Origin of the sequence: Bariatricus sp. HCP28S3_D3 (assembly GCF_052065755.1) — a bacterium.
Classification (GTDB): domain Bacteria; phylum Bacillota; class Clostridia; order Lachnospirales; family Lachnospiraceae; genus Allocoprococcus.
This window is the reverse complement of record NZ_JBQHTK010000019.1, coordinates 40,245-62,292: the sequence shown is the minus strand read 5'-3', so window position 1 is coordinate 62,292 and position 22,048 is coordinate 40,245. Positions and strand designations below refer to the sequence as shown.

At 40.4% G+C, this 22,048-nt stretch carries 24 protein-coding genes and 3 pseudogenes; 14 read left to right on the top strand and 13 right to left on the bottom strand.

The genetic code is table 11. The features are described from left to right. Positions 1 to 843 (top strand): tyrosine-type recombinase/integrase (locus ACTNB3_RS12035; RefSeq protein ID WP_441025897.1); only part of this gene is annotated, 843 nt, incomplete at its 5' end. Next, positions 833 to 1,861, top strand: coding sequence for a tyrosine-type recombinase/integrase (locus tag ACTNB3_RS12030; protein WP_441025895.1), 1,029 nt, complete (start codon positions 833 to 835; stop codon positions 1,859 to 1,861). The genes ACTNB3_RS12035 and ACTNB3_RS12030, both read left to right, overlap by 11 nt. 112 nt (positions 1,862 to 1,973) lie before the next feature. On the opposite strand, the gene ACTNB3_RS12025 is transcribed toward ACTNB3_RS12030, so the two are convergent. The 11 genes and pseudogenes from ACTNB3_RS12025 to ACTNB3_RS11975 form a co-directional block, all read right to left on the bottom strand. Then, positions 1,974 to 2,753 (bottom strand): ArdC family protein, encoded by a 780-nt coding sequence (locus ACTNB3_RS12025; RefSeq protein WP_441025893.1) that lies wholly within the window; start codon positions 2,751 to 2,753, stop codon positions 1,974 to 1,976. Positions 2,754 to 2,816: 63 nt separating this feature from the next. Beyond that, a pseudogene (locus ACTNB3_RS12020) lies at positions 2,817 to 3,872 on the bottom strand (DUF5688 family protein). 28 nt (positions 3,873 to 3,900) lie between these two features. Beyond that, on the bottom strand, positions 3,901 to 6,009 hold the full coding sequence (locus ACTNB3_RS12015; RefSeq protein WP_441025891.1) for a DNA topoisomerase 3: 2,109 nt from the start codon (positions 6,007 to 6,009) through the stop codon (positions 3,901 to 3,903). Between the two features lie 73 nt (positions 6,010 to 6,082). Beyond that, positions 6,083 to 6,742: a CD1107 family mobile element protein gene (locus ACTNB3_RS12010; RefSeq protein ID WP_427808677.1), complete on the bottom strand. Its 660-nt coding sequence runs from the start codon at positions 6,740 to 6,742 to the stop codon at positions 6,083 to 6,085. 14 nt (positions 6,743 to 6,756) lie between these two features. Further along, positions 6,757 to 6,921, bottom strand: a complete 165-nt coding sequence (locus tag ACTNB3_RS12005) for a DUF4315 family protein (protein ID WP_427808670.1) — start codon at positions 6,919 to 6,921, stop codon at positions 6,757 to 6,759. Between the two features lie 26 nt (positions 6,922 to 6,947). Next, positions 6,948 to 8,566, bottom strand: a pseudogene (locus ACTNB3_RS12000) (C40 family peptidase); the annotation flags it as partial. 13 nt (positions 8,567 to 8,579) lie between these two features. Continuing rightward, a complete protein-coding gene (locus tag ACTNB3_RS11995) occupies positions 8,580 to 8,981 on the bottom strand; it encodes a hypothetical protein (RefSeq protein WP_441025889.1) in 402 nt (133 codons plus the stop codon). An 89-nt stretch (positions 8,982 to 9,070) separates the two neighbouring features. After that, entirely contained in the window at positions 9,071 to 9,385 is a 315-nt protein-coding gene (locus ACTNB3_RS11990; protein ID WP_441025887.1) for a type II toxin-antitoxin system RelE/ParE family toxin, read from the bottom strand. After that, positions 9,375 to 9,668, bottom strand: coding sequence for a type II toxin-antitoxin system RelB/DinJ family antitoxin (locus ACTNB3_RS11985; protein ID WP_441025885.1), 294 nt, complete (start codon positions 9,666 to 9,668; stop codon positions 9,375 to 9,377). Before ACTNB3_RS11985 ends, ACTNB3_RS11990 begins: the two co-directional genes overlap by 11 nt. Positions 9,669 to 10,295: 627 nt before the next feature. After that, positions 10,296 to 10,601: a hypothetical protein gene (locus tag ACTNB3_RS11980; RefSeq protein WP_171332334.1), complete on the bottom strand. Its 306-nt coding sequence runs from the start codon at positions 10,599 to 10,601 to the stop codon at positions 10,296 to 10,298. An 84-nt stretch (positions 10,602 to 10,685) separates the two neighbouring features. Next, positions 10,686 to 11,366, bottom strand: a pseudogene (locus tag ACTNB3_RS11975) (site-specific integrase); the annotation flags it as partial. A gap of 749 nt (positions 11,367 to 12,115) precedes the next feature. On the opposite strand from ACTNB3_RS11975, the gene ACTNB3_RS11970 reads away from it, so the two are divergent. The 12 genes from ACTNB3_RS11970 (at position 12,116) to ACTNB3_RS11915 (ending at position 20,140) form a co-directional block, all read left to right on the top strand. Continuing rightward, positions 12,116 to 13,219 carry a 23S rRNA (adenine(2503)-C(2))-methyltransferase RlmN gene (locus tag ACTNB3_RS11970; RefSeq protein WP_118408992.1) on the top strand — a complete coding sequence of 368 codons (1,104 nt, stop codon included), beginning with the start codon at positions 12,116 to 12,118 and terminating at the stop codon, positions 13,217 to 13,219. 369 nt (positions 13,220 to 13,588) lie between these two features. Next, on the top strand, positions 13,589 to 14,419 hold the full coding sequence (locus tag ACTNB3_RS11965) for a methyltransferase domain-containing protein (RefSeq protein ID WP_083655179.1): 831 nt from the start codon (positions 13,589 to 13,591) through the stop codon (positions 14,417 to 14,419). 129 nt (positions 14,420 to 14,548) lie between these two features. Beyond that, positions 14,549 to 15,103 carry a hypothetical protein gene (locus ACTNB3_RS11960; protein WP_441025882.1) on the top strand — a complete coding sequence of 185 codons (555 nt, stop codon included), beginning with the start codon at positions 14,549 to 14,551 and terminating at the stop codon, positions 15,101 to 15,103. Further along, a complete protein-coding gene (locus ACTNB3_RS11955) occupies positions 15,090 to 15,431 on the top strand; it encodes a hypothetical protein (RefSeq protein WP_441025880.1) in 342 nt (113 codons plus the stop codon). The genes ACTNB3_RS11960 and ACTNB3_RS11955 overlap by 14 nt, the downstream gene beginning before the upstream one ends. Positions 15,432 to 15,462: 31 nt before the next feature. After that, positions 15,463 to 15,984: a DUF4367 domain-containing protein gene (locus tag ACTNB3_RS11950; RefSeq protein WP_441025879.1), complete on the top strand. Its 522-nt coding sequence runs from the start codon at positions 15,463 to 15,465 to the stop codon at positions 15,982 to 15,984. A gap of 149 nt (positions 15,985 to 16,133) precedes the next feature. Continuing rightward, complete coding sequence (locus ACTNB3_RS11945; protein WP_441025877.1) at positions 16,134 to 16,454, top strand: PadR family transcriptional regulator; 321 nt, start codon at positions 16,134 to 16,136, stop codon at positions 16,452 to 16,454. Beyond that, positions 16,454 to 17,866, top strand: coding sequence for a DUF2812 domain-containing protein (locus tag ACTNB3_RS11940; RefSeq protein ID WP_441025875.1), 1,413 nt, complete (start codon positions 16,454 to 16,456; stop codon positions 17,864 to 17,866). The genes ACTNB3_RS11945 and ACTNB3_RS11940 overlap by 1 nt, the downstream gene beginning before the upstream one ends. A gap of 22 nt (positions 17,867 to 17,888) precedes the next feature. Beyond that, a complete protein-coding gene (locus ACTNB3_RS11935) occupies positions 17,889 to 18,104 on the top strand; it encodes a hypothetical protein (RefSeq protein ID WP_441025873.1) in 216 nt (71 codons plus the stop codon). A gap of 115 nt (positions 18,105 to 18,219) precedes the next feature. Continuing rightward, positions 18,220 to 18,570, top strand: a complete 351-nt coding sequence (locus tag ACTNB3_RS11930) for a helix-turn-helix domain-containing protein (protein ID WP_441025871.1) — start codon at positions 18,220 to 18,222, stop codon at positions 18,568 to 18,570. Positions 18,571 to 18,612: 42 nt separating this feature from the next. Continuing rightward, positions 18,613 to 19,038 carry a hypothetical protein gene (locus tag ACTNB3_RS11925; RefSeq protein WP_441025869.1) on the top strand — a complete coding sequence of 142 codons (426 nt, stop codon included), beginning with the start codon at positions 18,613 to 18,615 and terminating at the stop codon, positions 19,036 to 19,038. A 13-nt stretch (positions 19,039 to 19,051) separates the two neighbouring features. Next, a complete protein-coding gene (locus ACTNB3_RS11920; protein WP_441025867.1) occupies positions 19,052 to 19,792 on the top strand; it encodes a hypothetical protein in 741 nt (246 codons plus the stop codon). Between the two features lie 30 nt (positions 19,793 to 19,822). Next, positions 19,823 to 20,140 carry a hypothetical protein gene (locus ACTNB3_RS11915; protein ID WP_441025865.1) on the top strand — a complete coding sequence of 106 codons (318 nt, stop codon included), beginning with the start codon at positions 19,823 to 19,825 and terminating at the stop codon, positions 20,138 to 20,140. Here the strand turns inward: ACTNB3_RS11915 and ACTNB3_RS11910 are convergent. Both ACTNB3_RS11910 and ACTNB3_RS11905 read right to left on the bottom strand, forming a co-directional pair. After that, entirely contained in the window at positions 20,092 to 21,543 is a 1,452-nt protein-coding gene (locus ACTNB3_RS11910; RefSeq protein ID WP_441025863.1) for a M56 family metallopeptidase, read from the bottom strand. The two genes, ACTNB3_RS11915 and ACTNB3_RS11910, sit on opposite strands and share 49 nt — an antisense overlap. Next, positions 21,540 to 21,917 (bottom strand): BlaI/MecI/CopY family transcriptional regulator, encoded by a 378-nt coding sequence (locus tag ACTNB3_RS11905; protein ID WP_441025861.1) that lies wholly within the window; start codon positions 21,915 to 21,917, stop codon positions 21,540 to 21,542. Before ACTNB3_RS11905 ends, ACTNB3_RS11910 begins: the two co-directional genes overlap by 4 nt. Between the last annotated feature and the right edge of the window lie 131 nt (positions 21,918 to 22,048).

Sequence of the window (22,048 nt, the reverse complement as noted above, 5' to 3'; positions counted from 1 at the left end):
TGCCGTATTATCGCTGTCAATCTGCCATTAGCTCCCAGACTGCGCGGTCGATTCTTTAAAGGACGGAAAAATAATTTGTCGTTTGCGTCTCCCTCAATTCGCTGTCCAACACTTAGTACATACATGCTCTCGTTGGGCATTGATGCATTTGTACCGAACAGTTTTAATTGCAAAAGTTATAGACCGATTCTTTACATTCCTACAAAAGAAGAAGTAACAGCTTTATTAAAGGAGATGAACCTGCTTACATCGCACAACACGATTCAAAAAAGACTTACAAAGGAATGTAAAATACTTTTTTTACTGTATTTCTGTTGTGGCTTACGACTTTCTGAGGGGCGTCTTCTAAAGAAGCAGAATGTGAATTTAGAAACAGGAGTTATTACAATCCTTGATTCCAAGGGGCAAAAAGATCGTTTAGTATATCTTCCTCCAGATGGAGTAGATGTAATTTCGGATTATATGTCTAAAATGAATGAAAATTTACCACAGACACCATGGATGTTTCCAGGTAATAATCCTGAAAAGCCAATCTCTTGCAGTGGAGTTGAAGCCACTTTTAATAGATACTGGGATAGAATTTCAAACTCCGAAAATCTCAAAAAACATCCAACACCGCACTGCTTAAGGCATGCTTTTGTTGTAGAGCGTTTAAATGAATGGATGCTTAACGGCATAGATACTAATAAAATGCTTCCATACCTTAGTCGTTATCTTGGTCATACAAGTCCTGATGAAACTTACTATTACTATCACCTTGTAGATAAAGCATTTGATGTAATCAGAAAGAAAGATGTTACATCTGATAATGTAATTCCGGAGGTGCTGCCATATGAAGAATAAGATAACAACGGAGCAATTATTTTTTTCCCGAACCTGGAATTTCCTAAACCACTACCTTGTAAAACAAGCTGGCCGCAGTCCTGAAACGGTGGAATCCTATAGAGATTCATTAACTATTTTTAAGAATTATCTTGTTGAAGAAGCTAATAAATCCATTGCAACTTTTCAGTATGCAGACTGTACTAAAGAATGCATCTACAACTATAGAGAATACTTGCTTAGTAAGGGCTATAAACCATCTACTGTTAATGTCCGTGTAGCTGCAATACGTTCCTACCTCTTTTACTCAGCTGATATGGATGTATCAATCCAATCAATTGCTTTGGCGATATCACAGATAACGCCTTGCAAAACCACAAAAGAAGAAAAAAGAATTATATCTAACGAAGGACTTACAGCACTGTTCGACGCACCGCCTAATACAAAGTTTGGATTGCGTGACAGGGTAATACTTATCCTTTTGTATGACACAGCGGTAAGAATTAGTGAGTTGCTTAACATCCGTTTAGGTGACATTGCTCTAAATACTAAATATCCGAGTATTTTTATAACAGGAAAAGGTAATAAAGAGCGCACAATTCAACTAACGGATAAGGCTACAGAGCATTTGAAAGAGTATCTACGCGTGTATCATAAAAATCAATCACCGGACAATTACCTTTTTTCAACAACCATAAAAGGTCACACTGACAGAATGTCAGTAGCAAATGTTCAGCGTGTTATTAAAAAATACTCTGCAATTGTGCGTGATTCAGGAATTGATCTGCCAAAATCTGTGCATTGCCATATGTTCCGAAGGACACGAGCCACAAATCTATATCAGGATGGAGTTGCAATTGAGCTCGTTTCTACAGTACTTGGACATGCAAGAACCGATACAACAAAGAGTTATTATGCAAAACCATCTGTAGAACAGTTGAGAGCTGCTATGGAATCAGTTCCAACACCCGTGGAATCAGAATCACCTTTATGGGTCGGCAATGAGGATGAAATGGCACGTATGTGCGGATTGCGATAATAACATAACCTTTTATTTCTGGGGGATATCCAAAAACGATATCCCTATTTTTGACACTAATAATGCTTATCTTTTTACACAGAAAGTGAGGAAAATATGGATAATATACCAATTAATCAACATTTAAGAAACATGAGTATAACGCTTCTACTTCTTTGGTCAGCCGGTCCTTTTCAATGCCCTGTTCTGCCATCAGATCCTTATCATGAAGTCTTGCATGTCCGGTTTCATGGATTGCTGTTTTAATGGTTTGGCTGTCGCTCATCCCCTTTTGAATTACAATCTCTTTATCGACCGAATGATAATATCCTTTTGCTTCGCCTTCGATCTCATCGAATCGAATCGGAACAGGAGAGACCTCTGTGATTGCTTTCATAAACAACTCATAATCAGCAACCGCCTCCGTTAATTCCTCAGGAGCCAGTGTTTCAATGGGCTCTCCATCCGTCTGACTGATGTGGAAAACGGTCGTTGGCTTAAAACGCGGGATGAGCACTTCAACTTCCTCTGTCTTTGGTTTTCCATTCCCGTCAAGAAGTGGCTTGTTATTTTGATCCAGAATTTCCTGTTCCCTTTTTCTCTTGATCGGGGCAGGAGCGAGGATTGTGATTCCTTTTTCCCCTTTTTTTACCTGTCTGCCCATTGACTGCCAGTTTCGGTATCCGGTAACAAGTGTTGCATCCGGTCTCTGCATCGCAATCAAAAGGGTATTATTAAACGAATACCGATGAAATTTGGATATCGTTTGCAGATACTGGGCATATTTATCACCGGTAAAGATATTCTCTACACCTGTTTCCAGAGATTTCAGGATACTATTCATATCCTTTCCTGCGACAGGGAGTGGGATAGTAGCGGACTGAACTGCTACAAAATTATTTTCTCTGTTCATTTGAACTCCTTTCCAAAACCCCGCCGGTTTTGGTTCCGGCGGGGCTTTCTTATACACATATTTTTAAAGTGACATATCATTTGCTTTATGCTTCGGCTTATGTACCGGCTGAGACTTATTGGGTTCTTTCTTGTCAGGCATTGTCTGTTCCTTTCCCTTTGCTTTCTGGCGTTCCTCAAAAGCTGTTGCCTTTTCAAAAATCTTGTCTCTGGTATCATAGTGATACACTTCATCTGCCAGCTTTTCTGCCGGTTGTACCTCTGTGTTATTTACAGCCACTACCATGGCTTTTAACTCGTGAGAAGTCATCCCTCCATCATCAGGAAGAACCAGCATTTCATGTACGGAAGAAGGTAATATATAATAATCACCCTTTAATTGTTCTCCGATCAGATCCATATATCCAGGATAAAAAAGAACTGCAGCACCATCCATCGTCTGTTCATTCGTAACAATAGTAAGTGGGACTGCCATATCCTGAGACATCCCTTTAATCATCATTTCAATCTCCTGTTCCGGCACACCGGCAACCCGCATGTCACGTCTTGCCATGTTCTCCATCATTGTATTCAATGAATCTATATGGGCAGGAAATAATCTGGGACTGCTATTCAGTGCATCAATATGAAGCTGTTCTTTTGAAACACCAAAAAGTTTCATCATATCATTGTTCACAATCGAAGATGCAATTCCTCCTGCTCCGGACTCAATTAACACATGATAGGTAATTGCCAGGTTTTCTACTCTTGTATGAGGAACGTTAGACAACATTTCCTGGTTTCAATCTGCATCAGATACTCTGATAAACAGATTGTGTTTTGCAAAATCATAATCTGTGAAAAGCCCCATATGAACAGACATCGGTGTCATCTGTACCACCTCTGCCATCTGTTCCATAATCTGATCCAAATCAAAACGCCCCGCCTGTAACTGTTCATAGAACATATTCAGATTGAGAGTCGGTGAAATATTCTGGTTTTCGTTTCTTACTGTCATTCCCAGATAACTTTCATTCAGTTTTTCATGGGGATAGAGATCAACAATGGCGTTTTCATACTCCATTGGAAGATAATCTTTGATTGTTTCTTTTACGTTTTCTACAAATTTTTCAAATTCCATATTTTTCATCCTTTCCTATTTCATTTTTCTATTTCTTCTTGCCTTTTCCAGAAGGCTTTTTACTCGGAAACTCCAGAGAAAAATTTACACGGTCTTTACTGGCATCCATGATCAGATCCGCTTCAAAATACATATTTTTCTTGGCAGAATACAGATCCTTCACCCGGACTTTTCCACTTTTTAAAAGTTCTGCAGCCATACGTTTATCGATGGTTTTCAGCATCCGCTCCAGATATTTTGTTTCTTTCCAGAGGGCAAAACGACATTCCCTGTTACTGCAGTAGAAGTTTTTTTTCCCTTCATACACCAGACTTCCGCATACCGGACAGGTTCCAATGCTTTCCCTTGTCTGGAATCTTCTGGTTTCTTCCTCCGGAATCGTGTCACATCCATTCAGCATCATAGTGAGCATATTCTTAATTCCAGTCATAAATCTGTCTGGGGTGATCTTGCCTTTTTCCATTTCAAGAAGCTGATTTTCCCATTCCGCAGTCATGCTGGCTGATTTCAAAAAATCGGGCAGAATCTCAATCAGCACCTTTCCATCTTCTGTAGGAATGATCTGTTTTCCCTTACGGACGGCATACTGGGAATGTACCAGTTTTTCAATGATTCCTGCTCTGGTTGCAGGAGTACCCAGTCCCTTTTTCTCCGTATCCTCATCAAACTGCTTATTCCCGGCTGTCTCCATAGCCGCAAGCAGAGTATCTTCACTGTACTGTTTCGGTGGGGAAGTGAAATGCTCTGATTTATCAGCTGACACATTGTAAAAGATCTGTCCGGGAGCCAGATCAGAAAACCGGTCTGTCTCCACATTTTCGGGATTTTCCATTGTCAGCCCTTCTTTGTTCTTGAAACACTCTTCATAAAGCTTCCATCCCATCTGCTTTACCGCTTTCTTTTTTGCAGAAAACAGCTCGTTCTGGCACTTCACGGTAATATCGGTTTCTGTGAAAATATGATCTTTTTCAGTGGCTTCCACCATACGGACACAGATGAGGAACAATACCCTCTGTTCCCAATCCTTTAACTGTGACAGATCATAATCTGTCAATTCCACAGTGGGAATAATTGCATGATGATCGGATACCTTCCGGTTATTCAGGACAAGCCTGATATTCGGCTTTTCCGGCTGATCAAAGGGACCTGTCAGCTGATACTTTTCATGAATTCTCCGAATCACATTTCCTGCAGTTACCTCCATATCCTCCGTCAGATACTGGCTGTCAGTTCTCGGATAGGTGATCAGTTTCTGCTCATACAGAGACTGTGCTGCATTTAACGTCTGCTGGGCAGTCATCCCATAATGCCGGTTCGCTTCCCTCTGCAAAGTAGTCAGATCATAAAGCTTCGGTGGTCTTACAGTCTTATCTGTTGATCGGATTTCTTCCACAACAGCATCGCTTCCCTGACAAAGAACTCTCAGCTTTTCTGCTTCCTTTTCATCAAAGATTTTCTGTCTTTCTACCTGCAGACCATCCAGATCCAACTCCACATTGAAATACTTTTCCTTTTGGAATGAGGAAACAGCCCTGTCCCTGTCTACCAGCATGGCAAGCGTTGGTGTCTGGACACGCCCCACAGCCAGCTTCTTATAATATTTACTGGTGTAAGCTCTGGTTGCGTTCATTCCTACCAGCCAGTCTGCCTGGGCTCTGCATACCGCAGCATCAGCAAGGGTTTCATATGCAGACGCATCTTTCATTTGAGAAAATCCCTCACGGATGGCTTCATCTTCCATAGAACTGATCCACAATCTTTTTACCGGTTTTCTGCTTTGGGAAAGATCATAGACTCTCTTGAAAATCAGCTCGCCTTCCCGTCCTGCATCACAGGCATTTACTACATAGTCGATATCCGGACGGTTCAGCAACTTCTTTAACACATAGAACTGATCCTTCTTGTCCTTTGACACTGCCAGTTTCCACTCCTGCGGAATAATGGGCAGATCCTCATAGTTCCATCTGCTGAATTTCTCGTCATAAGCATCCGGAGCCACATATTCAGCAAGATGTCCAAGACACCAGCTGACGATACAATCCTTTCCTTCCAGATATCCGTCTTCACGTTTCTGTGCGCCGATCACATCCGCAATGGATCTGGCTACGCTTGGTTTTTCTGTAATCACTAAATACATATTCTTACAACTCCTTTCACTTATATGGGAGCTGCGTTGCCCTTATACAACATCAGCTTCCACCTTTTTGGATTTATTCCTGTGATTCGACTTTCTCTTCCGGATTGTCTGATTCCTCATCCTCATTGATGGTCTCCAGCCCGTCATCCATTTCCAGACCTTCGTTTTCAGAATCATCATCTTCCTGCTTCGGTTTGTAGATCTTGAAGTAGTAATAGCCTGCAATCCCTGCTACAGCCAGAAGCAGGATCACAAACAGACCAGAATTTGTTGCTGTTTTATCCGGTTTATCTGCCTGTGTTTCTTCTTCAACAACCATGCTGCTTTCCGTATCGTCTGTATGCTCATCCTCCAGGACTACCGAAGGGGCAGTCTCTAAAGTCTGCTGCTGATCCTCATCCAGAAATTCTTTCAGGTCATTTTCATCAATCTGAGACAGCATGTACACGTTATTCGTAGTAGCTGCCCGGTCGATTACGATATAAAACGTATTGTTATTCTTTGTTTTAATCGTCAAGAATTCCTTACTGGAATCATCGGTAATGTCATCCCTTATCTCTCCGTTACCAGGAACAGAGAACGGATCGCCATTTTCCTCGGTATGAGTATCCTCAACCACCGGTTCCTCCGTTTCTGTTGTTGATTTCTCCTGAGCAGCTTCTGTACCCTGATCCACATAGGCAAACGCAGTAGCCTGACTTCCAAAAAGCATCATTGCTGCTGTCAAAAGCATCACCAGTTTTTTATTCAGTTTCTTCCATTTAATTTCATTCCACGGATACTTTTGATCATTTCGTTATTTTCTTCCTCTTTCAGAGCTGACCGGACACCTTTCAGGTACATTTCCAGATCAGCGATCTTTTTTTCGGTCTTTTCAATCTCATCCAGATACTTTTTAATCTTCCGATTCAAATTTTCACCTTCCTTCTTTTTTATTTTTAAGGCAGTCTTCCAAAGCACATAAAATGCTGCTGCCAGTAGGATGTATTGATATTCGCATACTGGATCGGATCCCCGCAGTGGATCATCATTCCATCACCAACGTAAATTCCCACATGGCTGGCACCGCTTGTATTATAGGTTCCCTAGAAAAAGATCAGATCTCCTGGCTTTGCCTGTGACGGCGGAACATAAGTACAAAGGCCACGAAGCCCATCTGCAGTCCGTCGTCCATAATTCCATCCATTTCCACAATGATTGACTACCCAGGATACAAATCCGGAACAGTCGAAGCTGGTGCTCGGTGAAGATCCGCCCCATACATAGGGATATCCCAGATATTTTTCTGCTTCCCGGATTATTCTTGCAAACCGTTCATCTGACAGTGCTTCCGGCGGGATCTCATAACTCATACCGCCTCCGGCTCCGGTAATCCGGTTTACATCCCACAAATAATCCCGGTTGCCCAGTGTGGTATTTAATGCATCATACAGAATTTCCTGTTCCTCTGTCAGATTTGCCCTTGCCACTGCATCAAAATTCGTATTCGTGAGAGTGACATAGAGGACTCTCTGTGTAGTCGTGGTAGTAACCTCCACCTCCCGGCTGCCATTATCATCCGCCAGAAATGCTTCCCAGGTCTGATGTCCATGTGCACTGGCCGCAGAATGGCTGTCGTAATACACATCAAAAGCAACTCCATATCTGGCAAAATTTCCGGTATCCTCTACCGTATATTCCACACCGTTCATGATCACTTTTGTCCCCATGGGTACGATTGGATTGTTTGCATCAACAGCAATGGTATGGTTTGCAGTCGGATATGCACCGCTGGCTGTCGGCCCGCCGGACCACCTGCCACAGCAGATAGAACAGTTGCAATATCCGCTGGTGACTACATTTCCCAGTGATTCTCCCACACGGACAGTTATTGTTTCTGTGACTGTTTCCGTTCTTCCATGGGTAGACAGATGGTATTGTGCCTGGAAAAGATCCTGCAGCTCATCCCTTATATCCTCATAGGTTTATCCGCCATACTTTGCAGTCAGGTATGAAGTCAGATGATACGGATTATGCCCGATTTCACTGACGTTGTACTGATAGGAATCGTAATCCGGATAAATGGATTCCATATTGTTAATCTGCCGGTTTAATGCCTCCTCCATGGCAGCATAAGCATTTTCTGCCGCATAGATATCTGCATCTGTGCTGGGATAGGTTGTCATACCGATCACGGAAGCTCCACCCTGAATCGAAGCACTGCAGCTTCCCAAAGAAACTGCAATCAGCATAAAAATGAGCGAAAAAATGCCGATACCAAGAAACACGGTACGGTTTCGCCTTACGATTTCTTTTAAAGCAATCTTGGCTTTTACCGTCATGTTCTCGACACCGGCAATCGTTGTTTCTCCCCCGAGACTTCCTGCTGTTTTTCCAGCTCTGGCAGCCCGGTAGGCATCTTTATATTTTTTCTCTGGAAGAAGCGGTTTAAGAAACGCTTCTTTTCTGCATTTTGCACTGAATCCCTGGCAGTTCGGTCTGCTGCTTCCTTCGCAGCATCAAACTTCAATCTGGAAGCCTCCCCGATTTTTCCTGTTCTTCTGTCAGTCTCTTTCGAGCACGTTTCTTCTTTACTTGATCTTTCTGATCCGAGATACCGGATACTTCCGGAATCTGTTCCTGAGAACGAAGCTTTCCCTGATACCGGCTGTCCTTTTTTCTATGATTCTTTCACTATTTGCTTTTAAAAAAGTTCTTGCAGGTCTTTCTTCAGATGCAATATCCGAAGACATTCTTAATTCCTGCACATACCTTCTCATGCGTCGGTTATCAGTTCTTCCGGAACTGTCCGACAGCCTTTTGCCGGGAGCTGCATTTTTCTCATCCCGCTCCTTACTGTCAAGTTCAGGTTCATCCCGGCTTTTCTGGCCGATTTTCTTCACAGAACCATCCCGGAGTGTTTCTTCTGTCAGACCTTCTCTTGTCATTTTAGAAAAGATCTTGTCTTTCGCTGTATATTCTTTTCCTGCCATCTTTCCTCCTTTCCATCGAAAAAGACATAAGAAAAAGGCCATCTATCGTCTTTACGGTAAATGACCTTTCCTAAGAATCCCATTTTCAATTAAATCATTTTGTTTTCATAATCCTGAAATTCATGAAAAATATTATCTACAAACACAATATCCTCAACAATTCGATACAGCATAAAATACCTATGTGAAAGAAAATTTATCCTTCGATACCCCAGTTCTTTTAATCGAGGATTATCACACGGCTTCAAACTTCCTGCAACACTTTTAAGGCTCCGAATAGTAGTCTCAAAATCATCCAAAACATTTTTCGCCGCCTGATCACTTTTTTTCACAGTAAGCAAATATCTGATGTATTGATTTAAATCTTCTTCTGCATCTGCTGTTATTACTACTTTATATTCCATACTTTTCCCTCATATCAGCAATAACCGCATCCGCAGATCGATAATTACCCTTTGATGCAGATACTCTTGATTTCTCCAGTTTCTCCAACATCATTTCTTCAGACATGTCAGCATATGGATTATGCTCCACCCGTTTTATCTCAAATGGGAAACCGTTATTTGCAACAGCTTGTGTCAAAAACATCCGAATTGCAGAAGTAGTATCTGTGCCAAGATCTTTAAACAACTGGTCTGACTTACTCTTTAACTCATCATCAACACGTACTTGAATTGTACTAGCCATTCATTATTCCTCCATTTCTTTTCGATTATCTATTATTATAATACCTGATCATTACTATTTCAATTCATTTGTAATGTTTTTGCATTTTATATCATCCGAATTATTTTAGAATCTACTTTCCCCAACAAAAAAGCACCCCCTCCTCTAGCATTCTCTGCTAAGATCATGGACGCTTTTTTCTTTCAAACCGTTCCCTGCGGGAATCGAACCCACAACTAGTGCTTAGGAGTAGACCCGATTCGACATCGGCAAGTGACACCTGATACTAAAAAATGCTTGGAAATACAGGCTTTTTCAGTATTTCCAATCCCATCTGATACCATGCTGTGATAGCTGATTCAGAGGGATTTTACAACGTCCAACTGGCTCTAAATTAGCAAGCCGTTCGATTTTTGGCGGACGTTTTGAATACAAGAAAATGTCACTATGTATCTGCTCGTTATGCGGAATGATAGGAAATCCAGTTCATTCTCGTGTGGGACCGCTGGTGTCACACGACACCAATTTAAGTCTGTTTAATATATCATTTCAAACCGAATTTTTCAACCAGAATTATTGAGAATTTCAAAGGTTTTTTCAGACTTTATGATTGTATGTAATGCAGACCTGCCGAAGCAGGTCTAATTTTTACCGAAGCATTCGTTCACGATCTTCGGCACCAACCATGTAAGCACCTTTAGCGAGAGCATCTCTTGCCATAATCTCCGCAACCTCAACTCTGTCAAATAATCTCCATAACCGCTTTTCTTCTGGTGTCAGCTGGTGGCTTCTGTCAAACAGATGATTTAATCCAAGCCCTTCAATAAGAGCATTCTTTGCAGCTGAATACTCCTTAGCCCGTTCTTCGTATTCGTCATTACGCTGTGATGATAATTTCTCAATGTCATCAGCTCTCATGCGCTCATAGTATTCATCCATGAACTCCATGTTCATCTAATTCACCTCTTAAAACAAAAAAACAAGGACAGACCCTCTTACAGCTTTATCAGCTATGTAAAAGGGTCTGTCCTTGTTTCGTTATAGATTCTTTGCCAGCGTTTTCAGGAGTGCGCTCATTTCCGGGTTCTGTAAGAGTCTCATCAGAAGTGCCGTATCATCGTCCTGTGTGACTTCTGGCACCTTTTGTACCGGTTCAGGGGTTGCAGTCCTACCAGAATAGAAAGCTGCTTCCAGACGTTCTGCATTCAGTCTGCGGTCATCGTCGATGATGTGGGAATAAACATCTGCTACCATCTTGACTTGTGCGTGACCTGAATCGCCCTGAACGGATTTCATATCGCCGCCATTCAGCTTCAGCTTGTAGGTGATACTGGAGTGGCGAAGACTATGGAAAACTACTTTTGGAAGTCCATTCTCCTCGATCAACTTATTGAAAGCACGGTTGATAACCTGACCCTCAATCGGCTTGCCGTTGGAAGAACAGAATACTAAATTGAAGTCTGTAAACTCGTCACCGAAAAGGTCTTTCAGCTCTTCGATGTCAGCCTTACGTTGAACCAGCATTTCTGCCACAGTCTTCGGGAGAAATACCTTGCGGACACTGGTTTTGGTTTTAGGTGTTTTGAGTACCAGTGCGGTGTGGGTGCTTGCAAAGGTGGGTGGGAATTTGAACAGAATATCTTTGCCGTTAAGATCTGCCATCGCTTCACGATTTACTCGTTGCAATTCTTTCTCAACGAAGATACTTGCCTGACCAAGGGGTGACTTTTAAAACACCGATTTTTGTACGTTTTTTCAAAACTTTTTTCAAAAAGTTGAAAGTTTGTAGCGTTGCACAAAAACGCCCTTCACTTGGTAGGCATTTTGAAAGCCTGAAAAAACGACTTTTTTTGAAACTTTTTTATTTTCGTTTAAATTGCACAACAAAAAAAGCCGTCACATAGACAGCACAAATAGCGGGAGGACATTTCATCCTCTCGCACAGTTTGCACTGAAACTATGTAACGGCTTAAACTTTAAGCTCTGATTGCCCGTATGTTACTAACCGAGTATCGGACTATACTTTTTCGGTCAGATAATATGTGTTGGCATGCAGCCAATAAGTAAAAAATATGTGTTTCAGTTTGTATTCAGTTGTAAGGCAAATACATTATTTACCAATTTACTATTATAAAGAACATTTGTTTATTTGTCAATAACCTTCCCGAAAAAGAAAAGATGGTGTCGTTTTTTTCGATACCACCTAAAAAAATCAACAATTTAGAGTATGTGATTTAAACAGAAAATAATAATTCAGTTATCTTTCTACACAAGTTTTAGACAGCATTATTAAATTTCTTTCTGACAAATATTTTACATAAAAATTCGATACATATATTTTTAGAGTATTTTTAGTATTTTAAGTAAAATAGATATGTAGATTATTGATTTTTTGTTTTAGAAATGTTATTATAATAATGGTAGTTTATCGTATTTTGTAATTATATTTCTCGAAAGGTATTGATGATATGAAAAATAAAAACACAATAATTATCACTGAAGAAATGATAAATTCGGACCCATACGGTTATACATATAAAGAAATTTGTGATTGCGTTGGAGAAAAAAAAGCTCGATCGCTTATGCATGCCCTTTATAAGGAAAAGCCCCAAAAGAAATATCAAACAATGAGCATTAATGATATTTATAATGGCGGTGACACAAGAAAATACTCTTTCAAATTAAAGGATGGTTACTGCGTTGAAACTGTTTGCATAAAGAGAAAAACAGGTGTAACTGTATGTGTTAGTACAATGGTAGGATGTCCTGTCGGTTGTATTTTTTGTGCATCTGGAAGTAATGGATTTATAAGAAATTTAACTCCTTCCGAAATTGTGCAACAAGTAACATTACTGAAGGAAAAAGTCAACAGAATTGTATATATGGGAATGGGTGAACCATTTTTTAATTATGATAATGTAATTAAGTCAATTCATATACTAAGAGATAGAAATGGGCTTAATTTCCCCACAGATGGAATTAATATTTCGACAGTAGGTCCTTTAGAACAATTAAAAAAAATAAGAGAAGAACATCTGAAGATACAACTCACCCTCTCTCTTCATGCAACAAATCAAAGAACAAGAGATATAATTATACCTCACATGAAAGGTTATGACATAAATAAGATTGTTGAATCTGTTTTATCATATTCGGAAAGACATAACAGAAAAGTAACAATTGCTTATTTATTGATTCCTGGTCTAAATGATAAAGCAACTGATGTACGTCAATTAGGAAGATGGTTTCGTGAGAAAAATGTTTTGATAAATCTTTTGCAATATAATGATACCGCAAATTGCAATATTAACAGGCCAAACAAACAACAATTAGTTGCATTTAAATTGCGACTTGAAGCGGCTGGTTTAGAAGTAAAAATGAGAGAATCACGAGGTAATAACATCAAAGCTGCCTGCGGTCAGTTGGTTAGTAACACAAACGAGAAGAATAAGCAACACAATTCAATGGGGAAGGATTTAGGTTTTCACAATCGTTCAAAAAGCAAGAAAGAGAATCCTAAAAGCAAGCACAAAAATACATTTTCTAAAATTAATTACAAAACAAAACACTAAATTAACCGTATTTTGTTTGTGATGCATAGGCGATCTGTTTTTTTGTCTATCAACAATTAGAGTTACAAGGAATCTATTATGGAATATAAATGTTTATCCGATTTTTTGTTTAATCTCTGTCCGAGATAAGTATTGGTGAATAAAAATATTCCTATAGGTAGGATAATTATCGACAAAGAAATTTTCTCTGGAGTGGGAAAAGCAGACCAAAGTATGCTATAATGCAATAAAATAGTTATACAAACTTGAATTTGAGGAGGTGATAAGATGACAGCATATATGAGATTAAGATAATACCGCGAGTTGTGTTGCGGTACATCCGTATTACATAACTCGCTTTCGGGCAAGAATGTAATAATGGAGGATGTCATGAATAAAATTATTAGATTTAATGACAGCGAAAAGCTTTTTCGTTGTCCAATATGTAAACGAAAGTTAAAGATGGTAGGCAATAGTTTGCTGTGTAGTAATAAGCATTGTTTCGATATTTCTAAATTAGGATATGTGAATTTTGCATTAAATCAAAAGCAATCTAAGCATTATAGCAGAACTTCTTTTGAAAGCAGAATGGATATTTTAGAAAAGGGATACTATTCACATATTCTTACGGAGATAACACATATATTGAGCAAGCTTGAAAACATAACAACTATTCTTGATGTCGGATGTGGTGAAGGATATTATTCTAGAAAAATCAAAGAACTATTTCAAGCAGATATAGTTGCTTTTGATATTTCAAAAGATGCCATTTCCCTTGCTTCAAAAAGAGACGGTAGTAAGTCTATAAAGTGGTTTGTGGGTGATTTGGAAAATATGCCAATTAGAGACCACTCAGTAGACTGTATACTGGACATATTTACACCAGCTAATTATTTGGAGTTCAATAGAGTTCTGACGGATAGCGGCTATATTGTAAAGGTTATTCCTGGGAATAAACATCTGATGGAGTTCAGAAACATTGCAAAAGAACATTTGAAAAATCAAGAGTATTCCAATGAGAATGTGATTAACTTATTCAAGAAGCAGTATTCTGTTATTTACCAAAAAAGAGTTTCAGAATCATATGAAATGCCGTTAGAGGATATTAAAATTTTTGCAGACATGACCCCACTGCTCTTCCATGTAGATAAAACTGAGATTGATTTCAAAAAGCTAAAAACTTTGACGATTGATGCAGAGATATTTGTGGGAAGTCTATAACGCTTGAAACTTTCAGTTTGACGGAGCAACAAATTCCAATTTGTTGAACTGAATAGCACATACTGACCGATAGGAACAAGGATGAAATATACCTTGTTCCTTTTCGTTTACCCAGGGCATTCATAGAAAATGAATAAACAGGTCAGTTATGCATACCAACACTTATCTCGGACAGAGACTTTGTTTATTGACGCAAGTACCATATGTAATGCCAACATTCCTTTCTTTTTAGGAAAGTGTATTCATGGTTCTATGTATTTGTGCCCGGCGCTATTAATTGCATTAGGAAAATTTGAATATTATGGTTCTGGAGGTTGTCAAATTGGTGATTCGATAGATTCACATAATAGACCATTTTCTCATATTGCTTCAGTGATTGAATGTTTTAATCACAAAATAAGTATAGAATCTAATAGAATAATAGGTAATTTTGGTGACAATAGCGATATAACCGAGTTAGATATAAAAAATTTTTCATACTCTAGCGAAGATTTGAGTGGACCGCTTGTAGGAGGGGCCACTAAAACGGCATTACTTTTATCTGTTAACAAACAAAAATTTATCATAAAAAATCCATATTTAAAAACGGATGTCTATGATATGATTGATTTTTTGCGCTTAATAGGTAAAAAAATTGACATCTCTGATAATTCTATTGTCTGCAGTGGAAATGTTATGGCTTGACCAACTTGTTTCATCGACTGTCCGCAGATGCAAACGAACCGTCCGTGATGACAACAGCGCACTTGTTTTGGTTCTGCCCTATGCAACAGCAGAATATCGCTACAACGAGCAATCGTTCCATGAGTATTATGATGAGATTGAGATCTGCGCTGAATCCGCAGAAAAGCATTTCAAGTCAGCCCATCAAACCAGAAATCGCTCTATGGTTGACCGTTCAGACTTGGTTGTTTTTTGTGTGGAACACAACTCAGGCGGAGCTTACCAAACCTTGCAATACGCAAAGAAAGCAAATGCCAATATCATCAACTTGCCAGATGTAACCCGTTGACCCTCACACTCTTTTTCAAAGAAGGATGAACATGAACAAAAAGAAAATCTTACTTATTGTCTTTGCTGTAATTATCGTTGCGGTTGGCATTGTCGCTGCCGTAGTTTCACAGAAAGAGAAAGAAATAGACCCGGAAGAATTTCTGGAACGCTTTGAGCAAGCCGCAGAAGAAGTCCTGGGCGAAGATATTAAGCAGGTTTCCAAAACAGAGCTTGTCGCTACTCTTACCTACGGTCACGAAACCGACAAGGACAATAACATCTATTATAGAATTTTGAAAACTACATACGGTGAAGCCGGTGATCCATCCTCTGTTACCGGACTGAACACCGATGCCCTGAATGTACTTTTCCCGGTTGATATGATGGACAGTTGCGAAGAAATGATGATTCAGGACTGGCACGGCGCACTCTATAAAAAGGATGACACTGCTTTTCTGTGTTGGACGGTTGATCCCGAAGTCAGTTATGTTCTGGAATACACTCCGAGCAAAATGCCTGACTCCGAAATTATTAAAATGGCTGAAAGTGCAGCACCTATAGAGGACGAATAAGTAACAGCCACGGCTATGCTCTGGAGCGAGTATTTGCCGTGGCTTTCTTAATATTTTATGAACTACACCCACACATATTGACATTCTCGATTATCGAGATATAATAAAGGTAGATAATACTCGATATTCGAGAATTGGAGGTGAACCGTGTGGCAAGAGCAAAATTTCAAACGCTGACAGAGCAGATGTTCTACACCTTGCTTTGTCTGAAAGAAGAATGTTACGGCATGGATATTCTGGATAGAGTTCCTGCCATGACAAACCAACGAGTCAATGTTGGCTCCGGTACACTATATACTCTGCTTGAACAATTTCTGGAAGCCGAGATGATTCGGGAAACAAAAGTTGAAGGCCGCCGTCGCAGCTATATCCTCACGGATAAGGGCAGAGAAATGTTAGAAAAAGAATGTGCCAGACTGACAGCGCAGCTGGCTGATTATCATTTGATTTTTGGGAAGGAGGAAGTCTAATGAAAAACACGAAACGCAGAATTGAGCCATTATCCTTTTTTGACCATACCGGGATTAGTGGACATCTTGAAAGGATGGCAGCAAAAGGATGGATGATTGAAAAAATCATAAATACGGGCTGGGTCTATCGTCGCATTGAGCCAAAGAATATTCATTTTGCAGTTTCCTATTTTCCAAAGGCATCTGAATTCGACCCGGAACCTTCCGAAGAACAGAAAATGTTCCATGACTTCTGCGCTCATACCGGATGGCAGCTTGCCTGCACCTCTGCACAGTTACAGATTTTTTACAATGAGCGTGAAAATCCTATTCCGATTGAAACAGACCCTGAATTAGAGTTGCAGGCAATCCATGCTTCCGCAAAGAAAGGATTTATTCCTCAATATATTGCTCTGCTTGCTATTGCTCTATTGAACGGAGCTATGTGGATCAGTAATTTGCTTGGCGATCCGATTGACTTACTTTCAACTCCGACAAAGTTGTTCACCGGTTTTGCGTGGTTACTCTTAGCTATTCTTTGTATCGTAGAATTGGTTTGCTATTTCCGATGGCACTCCAAAGCAAAGGTTGCAGCTGAACATGGTGAATTTCTGAAGGTGCCAAGCACATCAAAATTCCAAAAGGTTGTGTTGATTCTTATAATTGGTGGAGCAATCTTCTGGGGCGTGAATTACATCATTTGCGGCGATACCTTGCAGAGATGGATTGCAATTCTGATGTGTATTTATATGCCATCCCTCTTTGTGATCGTCAATGCCACAAAGGAGTTCCTGAAACGCAGGAAGGCATCCAGAGGTGTTAACCGAACAGTGACCATGCTCACCAGTTTCGTTGTTGCGTTTGCCATGATGGGTGCAATTACCTTTGGAACGCTCTATGCTTCTAACCACGGATTCTTTGCAGACAAAAACGAAGAAACCTATGAGCATAGGGGGATGACTTGGGTCATTCATCAAGATGAACTTCCTCTTGTGGTTGAAGATCTCGTGGATATTGATTTTGATGGTTATATCAAAGAACGCCGTGGTAATGTGTCGCTACTACTCGGTCAGCTTGTTATGCGTCAGCACCCTCGCTACGATGCTGAAAACTACAGGGATATTCCTCAGCTTGAATACACCATGACCATTATAAATGTTCCGTCGCTGTATGAAATGTGCAAAAAACAGACGATAGACAAAAAGGATGAAACCGACAATACTGATATTCCTGAAGGTTTTAAGCGTGTGTACTTGGAACAAGACCCAACGCCATGGAAAGCTAACGAAGTATATCGTCTGGCATACCAGGACAGCGGCTCTTTGAATAGCTATCTTTTGTGTTACGATGATAGAATCATCGAGATCAGCTTTGATTGGGAGCCTACCGAAGCACAAATGTCTATTGTTGCTGAAAAGCTGAGTGGAAACTGATTATGTCGCAGGAGGTATTGATATGAAAACAAAACGAATCTGCCCAAAGTGCAACAGCACAGATATTCTCATGGTTCCGGGAAAAGCCGGAGCATACGGTGTAGGAAACAATATTCAGGTAGGCTGGAGCAACTTCTCCGCTGTTCTGGTGAATAGATATGTCTGCTGTGATTGTGGCTATTCTGAGGAATGGATCGACAAAGAAGATATTGCAGCATTGAAGAAAAAGTACAAATAATTGCAAGTGCAGTGTCGCACCTGAAATGCACCCTATAAGTGCGTGATAGTTGGTGGTAGCAACGAGTGGTTTTTGCTACGATATAAGCACAACAAACCACGAAAGGAGAAGCATTATGAAAACTACATTGTTTATGGCCTTGATTGCGCTACCACTCTTTTTCTTAACCATTGGAGGAGTTGTTTATCTTTTTATATTGCTTTGCAGAGCATTAAAAAAATACATCTCATCCTCTGACTCCCGCAAGGAATCGGCAATCATTAAAAAGTCCCTGGGAGAAGTTTTGAAAAATCATCGCACTAAGAATAAGATGACACAGGAATTTGTTGCTGAAGCTGTTGGCGTCAGCAGACAGTCTGTATCCAAATGGGAGCAAGGTATTTCAGATCCCAGCACTTCTAACCTATTCGCTTTGGCAAAACTATTCGGTGTTTCTGTCGAAGAACTACTGAAAGAAGTTGAATAAGAAATACGAATAATCAAACTCACATGAATGGTGGTGCATGAAATGCTAAAAAGAGGCCTTTGGAATTTTGAAGTAGAAATAGATGAATCTGCAACAGCAGAATGGTATTTGACAAGCGAACCCTGGAGCTGCGATTGTGGTGACTGCCGAAATTTCATAGAGTTATGCAACCGCAATAATCTTCCCGAAGCAGTTCATGCAATACTGAGCGAACTGAATATCTCAACGGAGAAAGCCACCTATGTATGTGAGATCATACCCCAAAACGATGGACACTTATACCAGTTCAGCTATCGTATTGCCGGTCGAATTCTGAATGAAGATACCGCAAAAAGTACGGTTACGGATTGGGGCGAAATACGGTGCTGCCATGAACCATATCCGTATGGAGCGCCGGGGTTCCCGACACCTCATTTCGATCTGGAGTTTTGGGTAACGCTTCCCTGGGTGTTAGAGGAAAAGGAATAGACTGGAGGTAGCCATGATTAGAACCATATTTGATAAAATAAATCCACCCTACAGCTTACACGACATGAATGTAATCGCATTTGAAATTGATGGAAATACCATTACCATGAGAACGCAGTCTGGCATGATAAAAACCGCAAATTTGTCATCTCAGGTTGATGGTTATGTAGAATTTCACGACGTAGACTTCGACTTCTGCTATGCTTACATTTACAATGGATTCTATGGGAATGTAGGAACATTCTCCGGAGAAAAGATGTTCCTGAAAGACTTCATAAACAATTTTGAAAACGCAGGTTTTTCAATCATGGATGAAAACTACGGCTACAACCGTGTTTGCTACACTGGTTTCCTTTCAAAAGGTGGAACGATGGGTGAATGTACTATTGAGATCTACCACAAAGGAGACATGGTTTTCGTTGATGAAACCGAATATACCGGCATGAAAGAAGTCATTCTCAGCCATGACAGTGAAGCAACGATCTACTTGGTTCCTGCGGAAGTTGCTGCCGATCTTGATAAATACTGTTGGGACTTTGCCGCTAATTGGGTATGGCATGGTCCTGAGAATGGTAAATTTTTGAAGCACTTTGGTGACAATCAACTTGGTGCATTTTTTGGCGCACCTGACTTCATTGATTATCTGAACAAGTGGGCATTTCCTGATTATAAATCTAAGCTCGTCAGAGGTCTTGGCTGCTATGATTACGAGATACCTGAGGAATATCAAAGATACCCACGATACAACTTCTGATTGTTTCTGAAAGACATGGAGGTGATTGATATGAGTAAGATTACTCACTTTGTGAAAAGACACAAAAAGCTGTTTACGGCAATGACACTTATATTTTTTGTACTTCTTGGCGGCGCAGCATTTCCGATATACAACTTGACTAAGGAGTGGTCAATCACCCTTACTCTCTCGATCTTAGTGTCGGCCATCGGTTATAGCGGTATGCTCGGTGTCACTGAAATAGCGCTTTTTCCAAACGCAAAAATATATCATATTATTCCTCTAAATTTGGTATTGACTCTGCTAAGTATGGGGTGCCGCTATCTTTTAGAATACGGCGAAGTATCTGTCGGTTCAGGTAAATGGTAAGTGTACCATGCATCATTCTCATCACTTAGATATATGACTTGGATATATTCGGTATGAAGATCAACCAGTACGATTCCGTGTGGGCTGTTATACCAAATAGAAAGATCCTTATCATCTTCTGAGTAAGAGTAATTACCGGTCATCTCTTGGGTGCGAAGTCCCGCAATATATTCAGTCAACGCTTCAGCGTCCACATTGTCGATACCATTCGTATATTGTCCTCCAGTCACTGTAATATCATCAGCTACAAACTCGGTCAGATTGTGGTTGCGGAAAATGGTCGTTACTCCTGTATCCTCTCCATAAGCCAAAGAAACATATCCGCAGGTCATGCAGAGAATGAAGAAGGTCAATCCAACAATTAACGCACCCGTGCGACGCTTTTTAGGTTTGACTATGGCTTTCAGTCTGTATCGCATGGAGGAAGCCGATGCTGAAAGGCAAGTAGAAAAACCAGTATCGTTCCCGGCAGCACTAAGAATCAGATTTGCATACTGATTTCTGGTGCTTTCATCCGCTTCCAGAAGAACTGTTTCGTCACAACTTAACTCCATATCTTCTGCGCTCTTTTTCATGGCTACCCACATAAGAGGATTGAACCAACACATTGCGGTGCAAAACATCATAAAGAATTTTGCCCAGCTGTCCTCTCTGCAAATGTGAATCAGCTCATGTCTGAAGATCAAGCGCAGCTCATCCAAAGAATAGCTTTTCTTTGGCAAAATAATTCTTGTGCTACGTCTATACAATCCGATTGTCAATGGCGTTGATACATTATCCGACATTACAAGTTGGAACTTTGGTTTGTGTACTGCTGTTTCCTCAAGCTCGTTTTGGAAAAGCGCCAATACCTCTGAATCTGTCACCGGCACAGCATTCTTCAGTATCTTCCTACGAAATGCCAAATGTCTTATGATATTCCATCCGAAGACCGCTATGAAACCAGTCAGCCAAATTAAGGCAAGAACTTTAATCAGGCTGCTTGATACATGAAGTGTGAACAGTGGCTTTGGGATCTCCATATAGCTTTGCTGCGTTATATACAGATAGTTTGGCAATAACCATAGCATCGCACAGGCACGAGCGCTGATATGCTTCCTTAAAAACGGCAATACCATGATAAGAACAACATAGTAAAGGCTTATGTGCAAGAAAATATCGAAGCACATGGTCAATGCCATTTTCATTGTTGGTGCTGTGCCGTAAAATTTCAAGCCAAGGAGAACCAATGCCAAAATGAACGCTGGAAGTAAAGCACCATGAATAAGGGGAAGATACTTCTGTCCTCCTTCAGTTGATGATTCAGAGCCGATTTCTCCGTCGTATCTGGTGAACACTACCCAAGCAAACGCAAGGCTAAAAGCGCCTGCAAATAATCCTTTAATTAAGAGGTCTGTACTCATAGTTCGCCCCTTTCCAGAAGGGTACGCAGTTCCGCAATCTCGTCTTTGGTCAGACCGCTATCACAAAGAGCGTTTGCAAAGACCGATAGACTTCCACCACAGAGCTTTTCAAAGAAATTCTTGCTTTGAGATGCAAGATAATCTTCCTGGGAAATGCACGGGGTATAGTAACTCCTGCGTCCATTCTTTTCAATCGAAATAAAGCCCTTTTCACTTAATCTGGTAAGCAAAGTCAGCAAAGTTGTCATAGCCATAGGATGCGTCTTAAACAAGATTTCCTCAATATCCGTTCTTGCAACGGGAGCCGTACAAGCCCAGATCGCCTGCATTACTTCTTGTTCGGCATCGGGCAAACGGCGAATCATATCCTTCATCTCATCACTCCTCTACATTTGTAGTGTTAATTTTATTCTACAACCGTAGAGTAACTTTGTCAATACGGTACGCCAGTTCTGCTTTCCTGAGTTTCTTAATTCTTTATGAACTCTTACCTGACGCATTGACT